At 72.2% G+C, this 7,819-nt stretch carries 9 protein-coding genes and 1 pseudogene; 7 read left to right on the forward strand and 3 right to left on the reverse strand.

Translation table 11 applies throughout. The features are described from left to right. On the forward strand, positions 1–338 hold a 338-nt coding region (locus ON27_RS09835; RefSeq protein ID WP_043722948.1), incomplete at its 5' end, for a MarR family winged helix-turn-helix transcriptional regulator. A gap of 19 nt (positions 339–357) precedes the next feature. On the opposite strand, the gene ON27_RS09840 is transcribed toward ON27_RS09835, so the two are convergent. After that, complete coding sequence (locus ON27_RS09840) at positions 358–1,290, reverse strand: bifunctional helix-turn-helix transcriptional regulator/GNAT family N-acetyltransferase (RefSeq protein ID WP_245559894.1); 933 nt, start codon at positions 1,288–1,290, stop codon at positions 358–360. A 165-nt stretch (positions 1,291–1,455) separates the two neighbouring features. Between ON27_RS09840 and ON27_RS09845 the strand changes: the two genes are divergently transcribed. After that, the gene (locus tag ON27_RS09845) at positions 1,456–2,736 is read left to right on the forward strand and encodes an adenosylmethionine--8-amino-7-oxononanoate transaminase (RefSeq protein WP_043722952.1); all 1,281 of its coding nucleotides are present in this window, start codon (positions 1,456–1,458) and stop codon (positions 2,734–2,736) included. A 4-nt stretch (positions 2,737–2,740) separates the two neighbouring features. On the opposite strand, the gene ON27_RS09850 is transcribed toward ON27_RS09845, so the two are convergent. Further along, positions 2,741–3,112 carry a cupin domain-containing protein gene (locus ON27_RS09850; RefSeq protein ID WP_043722956.1) on the reverse strand — a complete coding sequence of 124 codons (372 nt, stop codon included), beginning with the start codon at positions 3,110–3,112 and terminating at the stop codon, positions 2,741–2,743. 61 nt (positions 3,113–3,173) lie between these two features. On the opposite strand from ON27_RS09850, the gene ON27_RS09855 reads away from it, so the two are divergent. Continuing rightward, positions 3,174–3,656: a MarR family winged helix-turn-helix transcriptional regulator gene (locus tag ON27_RS09855; protein ID WP_086007459.1), complete on the forward strand. Its 483-nt coding sequence runs from the start codon at positions 3,174–3,176 to the stop codon at positions 3,654–3,656. Here ON27_RS09855 and ON27_RS09860 read toward each other — a convergent pair. Then, positions 3,643–3,969 carry a hypothetical protein gene (locus ON27_RS09860; protein WP_051046399.1) on the reverse strand — a complete coding sequence of 109 codons (327 nt, stop codon included), beginning with the start codon at positions 3,967–3,969 and terminating at the stop codon, positions 3,643–3,645. The two genes, ON27_RS09855 and ON27_RS09860, sit on opposite strands and share 14 nt — an antisense overlap. Positions 3,970–4,094: 125 nt before the next feature. Between ON27_RS09860 and ON27_RS09865 the strand changes: the two genes are divergently transcribed. From ON27_RS09865 to ON27_RS44120, 4 genes and pseudogenes are all read left to right on the forward strand, one after another. Then, entirely contained in the window at positions 4,095–5,243 is a 1,149-nt protein-coding gene (locus ON27_RS09865) for an 8-amino-7-oxononanoate synthase (protein ID WP_043722960.1), read from the forward strand. Then, the gene (bioD, locus tag ON27_RS09870) at positions 5,240–5,914 is read left to right on the forward strand and encodes a dethiobiotin synthase (protein ID WP_043722982.1); all 675 of its coding nucleotides are present in this window, start codon (positions 5,240–5,242) and stop codon (positions 5,912–5,914) included. Before ON27_RS09865 ends, bioD begins: the two co-directional genes overlap by 4 nt. Positions 5,915–6,202: 288 nt before the next feature. Next, entirely contained in the window at positions 6,203–7,363 is a 1,161-nt protein-coding gene (locus tag ON27_RS09875) for an alpha/beta fold hydrolase (protein ID WP_043723001.1), read from the forward strand. A 65-nt stretch (positions 7,364–7,428) separates the two neighbouring features. Then, positions 7,429–7,819: pseudogene (locus ON27_RS44120) on the forward strand (ABC transporter substrate-binding protein); the annotation flags it as partial.

The following is a 7,819-nucleotide window of genomic DNA, read 5'->3' on the forward strand; positions in this document are numbered from 1 at the left end:
CCGCGCACTACGCGGTGTTCCGCTATCTGGACCCGAACGGATCGCGGATCACCGAACTGGCCGAAGCCGCCGGGATGACACAGCAGTCGATGGGAGAGCTGGTCACACACTTGGAGCGCCGTGGGTTGGTGGTGCGTCAGGTGGACCCGGCCGACCGCCGGGCGCGCACGGTGCTGCTGACGGAGGCCGGGCGCGCGGCGCTGGAGGTGGCGGCGGAGCGAATCCGCGACATCGAGCGGACGGTGGAGCACGCGGTGGGGCAGCGCACGCTCGCGGAGTTGCGCGCGACGCTCGGGCAGGTGGGTGCGGCATTGACCGAGCGGGTGCACGGCGGGTGACCGAAGCCGTCGCGGCGGGTCAGTCGCCGGGGGTGAGGGCGCGCCGCCAGGTCTGGCCGACCAAGTCGTGACCCCAGCTGTGATGCGGGCTCTGCTCGACCAGTTCGAATCCGGCGCGCTGATAGACGCGCCGCGCGGCGGTGAGCACGTCGTTGGTCCACAGCACGATCTCGCGGTATCCCGCCGCGGTGGCGAAGCGCAGGCATTCGTCCACCAGCGCCGCGCCGACGCCGAGGCCGCGGGCGGTGGGTTCGACCAGCAGCAGCCGCAGCCGCGCGGTGGTGTCGTCCTCCCGGACGCAGAAGACGCTGCCCACGGGGCGGCCGTCGGCCTCCGCGATCCAGGCGCGCTCGCGCCGCTCGTCGCGGGACGCCAGATAATCCGCCACGATCCGCACGATCAGCTCCTCGTAGGTGGCGTCCCAGCCGTATTCGTCGCCGTAGAGTTCCGCGTGCCGCTGGATCACCCAGCCGTATTCGCCGGGACGTGGCGCGCGCACGACGAACGCGGGCGCGTCGGCGGGCTGGTCGAGGATCTGCTGGATGGTCCGCATCGCGGTGAGCAGCCGCGCCCGGGTCGCGGGCGGCCGGGCGCCGAGCAGCGCGCCGACCTCGTCGCTGGAGCGCCGGTCGAGCGTCGCGAAGACCTCCCGGCCCCGCTCGGTCAGTCGGACCTCTTGGCGGCGGCCGTCGCTGCCGGAGCGATTGCGCCGCACCAGGCCGGACTGTTCGAACCGGGCCAGGATGCGGCTGAGGTAGCCCGCGTCCAGCTCTAGGGCGCGGCGCAGCGCGACCACCTCGGTCGCGTCGGAGGCCGCCAGCTCGAACAGGACGCGCGCTTCGGTGAGCGAGTAGCGGCTGTCGTGCAGGCCCTCCCGCAGCACGCCGATCACCCGGGTGTAGTGGCGGTTGAATTCGCGGACGGCGGCGATGTCGACGTCGGCAACGGTCACGGCGGCTCCAATCTTTGACTGCGTCAAAGAATATCCGCCGGTGCGGCTTCCGGGGGCGGGAACGCGGAACTGCTCCGGCGCGGTTGGGGACCGCGCAGCTCGAGTGCTAACTTGAACGGCGTTCAAGCCGCCCCGGCGGGCCGGGGCCGTGACGCGAGGATTCCTGTGGCACTGACCCCCGACCAGATCACCGCCCTCGACGCCGAACACGTCTGGCATCCCTACGGCGGCTTTCCCGCGACCACCGAACCGCTGGTGGTGGCCGGCGCCGCGGGGACCAGGCTCACACTGGCCGACGGGCGCGAACTGGTCGACGGCATGAGTTCCTGGTGGGCGGCCATCCACGGCTACCGGCATCCGGCGCTCGACGCGGCGCTGCTGGCCCAGTCGCGGCGCATGAGTCACGTGATGTTCGGCGGGCTCACCCACGAGCCGGCGGCCCGGCTGGCCGAGTTGCTGGTCGAATCGACACCCGCCGGGCTGGACAAGGTGTTCCTGTGCGACTCCGGCTCGGTGTCGGTCGAGGTCGCCGTGAAGATGTGCCTGCAATACTGGCGTTCGCTGGGCAAGCCGCGGAAGCGGCGACTGCTGACCTGGCGCGGCGGGTATCACGGCGACACGTTCACGCCGATGAGCGTGTGCGATCCGGAGGGCGGCATGCACTCGCTGTGGACCGACGTCCTGGCGAACCAGGTGTTCGCTCCGGCGCCGCCGAGGGAGTATCGGCCGGAGTACGTCGCGGAACTGGAGGGCATCGTCGCCGCGCACGCGGGCGAACTCGCGGCGGTGATCGTGGAGCCGGTCGTGCAAGGGGCGGGCGGGATGCGCTGGCACCACCCCGCCTACCTCGCCGACCTGCGCAGACTGTGCGACGAACACGGCGTGCTGCTGGTCTTCGACGAGATCGCGACCGGATTCGGCCGCACCGGAACGCTTTTCGCGGCCGAGCACGCCGGGGTGAGTCCGGATGTGATGTGCGTCGGCAAAGCGCTGACCGGCGGCTATCTCACCCTCGCCGCCGCGCTGTGCACCGCGCGGATCGCCGAGACGATCAGCGCGGCGCACGGCGGGCTCATGCACGGTCCCACCTTCATGGGCAACCCGCTGGCCTGCGCGGTGGCCGTCGCGTCCATCGAACTGCTGCGCTCGCGCGACTGGCGCGGCGAGGTGGCCCGCATCGAGGCGGAGCTGACGGCGGGCCTGAACGCGGTGCGCGGTCTGCCGGGCGTGGTCGAGGCGCGGGTGCTCGGCGCGATCGGCGTGATCGAGCTGGACCGTCCGGTGGACATGCGCGCCGCTACCGACGCCGCGGTAACCGCCGGGGTGTGGCTGCGGCCGTTCCGCAACCTGGTGTACACCATGCCGCCGTTCATCAGCACCCCCGGCGACATCGCCACGATCACCGCGGGAATGCGCGCCGCGGTGGCCGCGCAGACCGAGCGCTGACCGGTCAGGCGATCCACGGCGGGACGATGGTGCCGTCGCTGTCCGGTCGTCCGGCTCGGGCGCCCGCCGGTGCGGTCACGATGGCGGTGAAGCCGCCGCCGGTGCTCACCTGACGCAGGACGTTCGGCGGGAGGATCACCGTATCCCCCTCGGCGGCACTGACATTCGTGCCGTCGAGCGCGATATCGATCCGCCCGGCGAGGACGGTCCAGATCTGCTCGGTGTCGATGAAGTGCAGTGGACCGGTGGTGTCCGCGGGCACGTCGACCCGCCACAGCGCGAGCCCGGAGCCGCCCTGGGTGGGCGAGGCGAGCGTGGTCATGACGCCGCCGGGGGTTTCGGTGCGGCGGGTGTCGGAGTGTCGGATGACGGTCATCGAGCTACCACCTCTAAAATAGACAACATGGTTGTCCATATAGTCAACGAGGTTGTCCATCATGTCAAGTGACGCGGGCGGGTACGAGTTGCCGCTGCGCATGCTGCTCGGCTTCCGCGCCGTGGTGGACGAGGTGCACGCCGAACTGGCCGAGCACGGCCACTCCGAGCTGCGCCCCCTGCACGGCTTCGTGTTCCAAGCGGTCGGACGCTGCGGTGGCCCCTACGGCTGCACGGCCGCCGACCTCGGGCGCGCGCTCGGCGTCTCGAAACAGGCCGCCGGCAAGCACATCGAGGCGCTGGAGCGGATGGGCTACCTGCGCCGGGGACACGATCCGACCGACGCGCGGCGCAAGGTCTACACGCTGACCGGTCGCGCCGAAGACGTGCTCACCCGGTCGGCGCGCGCCTTCGACCGGATCCACGCGCGCTGGGCGGATCGGCTCGGCGCGGACCGGCTCGCCGAGTTGGAGCGCGACCTGCGCGTGCTCACGCCGGGGGAGGTGTTCCGGCTCGATACGCCGAATTGGTTCAACGGTCCGTGAACCGGCCGGGCGAGCGGCGGCTGTCGGCGCCGTCCGGACGGTCACTGTCGGACATGATCTCCCACACGCGGAAGATGCAGTGGTAATCGTCCGACCAGCCGCGCACCATCAGCATGTAGGTGTCGCCGTCGCGCAGGACGATGCGGCGGCCGCGCAGCTTGGGATGCTCCGGAGTGTAGGTGGGCAGCACCCCGGCCAGTTTCGCCAATGCCTGTGCGCGCGTGCCGACCACCTCCGCGAGAATCCGGGGTGACCAGCGCTTGTGATCGCCCGCGCCCGTAGTTTCCTCGACGACTATCGCCCACCGCGGCATCCGGCCGTGTTCCTCCCCGGTGAAGCTTCGTCACCGCAGGCCGGTGACACCACCAACGATGGCTCAACGGTACCAGCGGGCCGGCGGCGGGTGCATTGAACGGTGTTCAAGTATGCTGCGGAGCTGTGACTACCGATCCGTTGAGCTGGTTGGACGAGCGCGCCACCGCGCGGGTGGCCGCGGGGCTGCGCCGTGAGCTGCGCCCGCGCGACGCGCGGTCCCCGTCGATCGATCTCGCCTCCAACGACTATCTCGGCCTGGTTCGCCATCCCGAGGTGATCGAAGGCGCGATCGAGGCGGTGCGCCGCTGGGGCGCGGGATCGACCGGGTCGCGCCTGGTCACCGGCACCACCGCCGAGCACGAGCTACTGGAAGCCGAGCTGGCCGAATTCGTCGGCGCCGAAGCCGGACTCGTGTTCGCCTCCGGATACGCGGCCAACCTCGGCGCGGTGACCGCCCTCGCCGGGCGCGGCTCGCTCGTGGTCTCCGACGCGGGCAGTCACGCGTCGCTGGTGGACGCGTGCCGGCTCTCCCGCGCCCGGGTGGAGGTCGCGCCGCACCGCGACGTCGCGGCGGTGGACCGGCTGCTGTCGGAGCGCACCGAGGAACGGGCGCTGGTGCTGACCGATTCGGTGTTCAGCGCCGACGGCGATCTCGCGCCGCTGACCGAACTGCACCGGGTGACCAGGGCCAACGCCGCGGTGCTCGTGGTGGACGAGGCGCACGGACTCGGCGTGCGCGGCGCGGGCGGGCGCGGGCTGGTGCACGAGTCGGGCCTGGCCGGCGCGCCGGACCTGGTGATCACCGCGACGCTGTCGAAATCCCTTGCCGCGCAGGGCGGCGTGGTGCTGGCCAGTGCGCGGGTGCGCGCGCACCTGATCGACGCCGCGCGCACGTTCATCTTCGACACCGGGCTCGCGCCCGCCGCCGTCGGCGCCGCGCGGGCCGCGCTGCGCCTGTTGCGCTCCGAACCGGAGCTGGCCGGGCGGGTGCTCGAACGCGCCGCCGACATCGCCCGGCTGGCCGGTGTGCCCGCGCCGCCTTCGGCGGTGGTCTCGGTCGTGCTCGGCCCGGCGCAGGTGGCCTTCGACGCCGCTGCGGCCTGCCGGGCGCGGGGGCTGGAGGTGGGCTGCTTCCGTCCGCCGACGGTTCCGGAGGGCACCTCGCGCCTGCGGCTGACCGCGCGGGCGAACCTCTCCGCGGCCGAACTCGACTCCATCGCAACGGTGCTGGGCGAAGTCCTGGCCGAGGCGCGCGGCGCGGTGCCCGCATGACCGTCCTGCTGATCACCGGAACGTCCACCGACGTCGGCAAGACCGTCGTCACCGCCGCCGTGACCGCCGCGGCGCTGGCCGAGGGGCACTCGGTGGCGGTGTGCAAGCCGGGCCAAACCGGTGTCGCGCCCGGCGAACCCGGTGACCTCGCGGAGATACAGCGCCTGTCCGGCGTCACCCGGACGGTCGAACTCGCCCGCTACCCGGACCCGTTGGCGCCCGACACCGCCGCCCGCCGCGCGGGCATGCCGGAGCTGACGCTCGCCGAAACCGCCGCCGCCGTCGACGCCCTCGCGGACGCCGACCTCGTCCTGGTCGAGGGCGCGGGCGGATTGCTGGTGCGCCTGGGCGATTTCACCCTGCTCGACCTCGCCCAGAAAATCGGCGCGCCCGTCCTGGTGGTCACCGCCGCCGGGCTGGGAACGCTCAACCACACGGAATTGACCACCCGCGCACTGCGGTCGGCGGGAGTGCGGTGCGCGGGCCTGGTGATCGGCGCGTGGCCCGCCGAACCGGACCTCGCCGCCACGTGCAACCGCACCGACCTGCCGCGCGTCACCGGCGTCGACCTGGTGGGCTCGGTGCCGGAAGGCGCGGGTGGCTGGAATCGCGCGCGGTTCACCGCCGCCGCCCCGGGCTGGTTCGACCCGGCCTGGTCGCCTTTCCGCTGACGTGATACCCGCCACGCTCGGCTCGCCCGAGACGAGCGGGTGCCGCCGATCGTCGAGGGTAAGCCGGCCGCCCCTGCGGGCGACCGGCGAGCGAACTATCACCTCCACCTTCCGCGACACCGGGATCAGCGCCGACGTCGCCGCGGCGCCCGACGGGCGGCCGCACCCGAGGACGATGAACCGAGCCGGCGGAAGTCGCGGGCCGAGTTCGCCACCACGGCGGAGGCGGCACGCTGATCGGTAGCGGGTTCGTGGCGACCATCCGCACCCGTGCCTACAGTGGGATGGATGTCGCCGATGGACGCCTGGCACCCGTCCACCGTCTCCGACTGGGACGACGCGCGACGCCGAGCTCGGCTGCGGGACACGAGCCTGGGGCACGGGTGGAAGACGTTGCGCCGCACCAAGGTGACGCTGCTTCGGGTGGCCGCACTGCTGTTGACCGGACTCGTGGTGTTCGCGCAGTACTGGAAGTACGACGTCGCGCCGGAACAGGCCCGGCTGGCGCGCACCGAGCCGGCCATCCGGCCCGTCGCCCCGCCGCTGGACCAGCGGAACTGGGACACCGTCGTGGTGGACCTGGTCGGCCTCGGTGGGCTCGACGCCACCGACACCGCCACCGCGCTGCCCGCACTGCGCGGGATGGGCATGGTGTGGGCGATCCGCTACGACAACCGAGGTCTCGACACGAAGGTGATCGCCGACCTCGTCGTCCGCGCCGCCGAGCTGTCCGGGCTGCGCAACATCGTGCTCGTCGGGCACAGCATGGGCGGGGTGATCGCGCTGGAGGTGGCCGAGCACATCCACCGCGACAGCGACCGCCGGTTGGTCGGGGTGATCCTGGATTGCACGCCGGTGGATCTGAACGCGGTGCGCCCGGAGAGCCGCGGCCGCGGTGAGGACATGCAGCGCTGGATGGGCTGGCTGCCCGGCGCCAGGGAGAGCCGCGCGCTGCGGCTGGCCGTGGAGACCTACGCCCGCCGCGACCAGTTCCTCGATCGCGGCGCCCGGCTGCCCGGTATCCGGTTCGGCAAGCTGGGCGCGGTGCTGGGGCAGGTGATGCGCGAGAAGATCGTCTCGCGCGACGCCGCGAGCAACGGTTTGATCGAGTCCCAATTCACCGCCATCGTGGCCGGTGGCGCGGCCGACGATCTGCGCACCCTGGCCCAACCGGCAGCCGGGAAACCGCGTCCCGCCATCGTTTTCATCCGGCCGCGCGACGCCAACGCCGACCGCGTGGTCGACGTCGAGCACTCCCACCAGGTGCTGATCGAGCGGTCCGGCGGAGTGGACGGCACGCTACTGGTGGTGCTCGCGCGCAACACCGGCCACGCCAACCCGATGCAGCGCCCCCGGGAATACAACACGGTGATCGAGCAGCAGATCCTGCCGTTCGTCCAGCGCTATCAGCAGCAGGTCCGGTCGACGACGGTGGCCGCGCCGCGCTGACGGGGTTCGAACCAGGCTGAGGCGAACCGTATTCCGGCCGGTCGGGGCTTGCTTGAATTTCGGCTATGTTCCGACCCAGCAAGTTCCGGTCCGGCCGCCGCGGCCGCACGACCGCCGCATTGCTCGCCGTGGCAACCGTTGCGACTCTCGGACTCACCGGCTGCGCGAAGGACGACGAGCCGGTCGGTCGCACTGCCGACGGACCACTGCCGACCGAGATTCCCGCCGGCACCACCCTGGTGGCGGCCGACCAGTCCGAGCGCCTGCAGTCCGTTCTGCGCCTCTCCGGTGAGCTCGACAAACTCCCGTTCAAGGTGGAGTTCGCCAACTTCGTCGGCGGGCCCGCGATCCTGGAGGCGTTCCGCGCGGGCGCCGCCGACGTCGCCCAGGTCGGCGACGTCCCGCCGATCCACGCGCTGGTGGCCGGGCAGGACGTGCCGATCGTCGCGGCCTACC

It is taken from the genome of Nocardia asiatica NBRC 100129 (assembly GCF_000308415.1).
Taxonomy (GTDB): Bacteria; Actinomycetota; Actinomycetes; order Mycobacteriales; family Mycobacteriaceae; genus Nocardia; species Nocardia asiatica.

Coding starts and splice junctions, on each gene's coding strand:
- ON27_RS09850 (WP_043722956.1), bottom strand. CDS start 3,112: ATGACCGTCATCCGACACTCCGACACCCGCCGCACCGAAACCCCCGGC.
- ON27_RS09855 (WP_086007459.1), top strand. CDS start 3,174: ATGTCAAGTGACGCGGGCGGGTACGAGTTGCCGCTGCGCATGCTGCTC.
- ON27_RS09860 (WP_051046399.1), bottom strand. CDS start 3,969: ATGCCGCGGTGGGCGATAGTCGTCGAGGAAACTACGGGCGCGGGCGAT.
- bioD (WP_043722982.1), top strand. CDS start 5,240: ATGACCGTCCTGCTGATCACCGGAACGTCCACCGACGTCGGCAAGACC.
- ON27_RS09875 (WP_043723001.1), top strand. CDS start 6,203: ATGTCGCCGATGGACGCCTGGCACCCGTCCACCGTCTCCGACTGGGAC.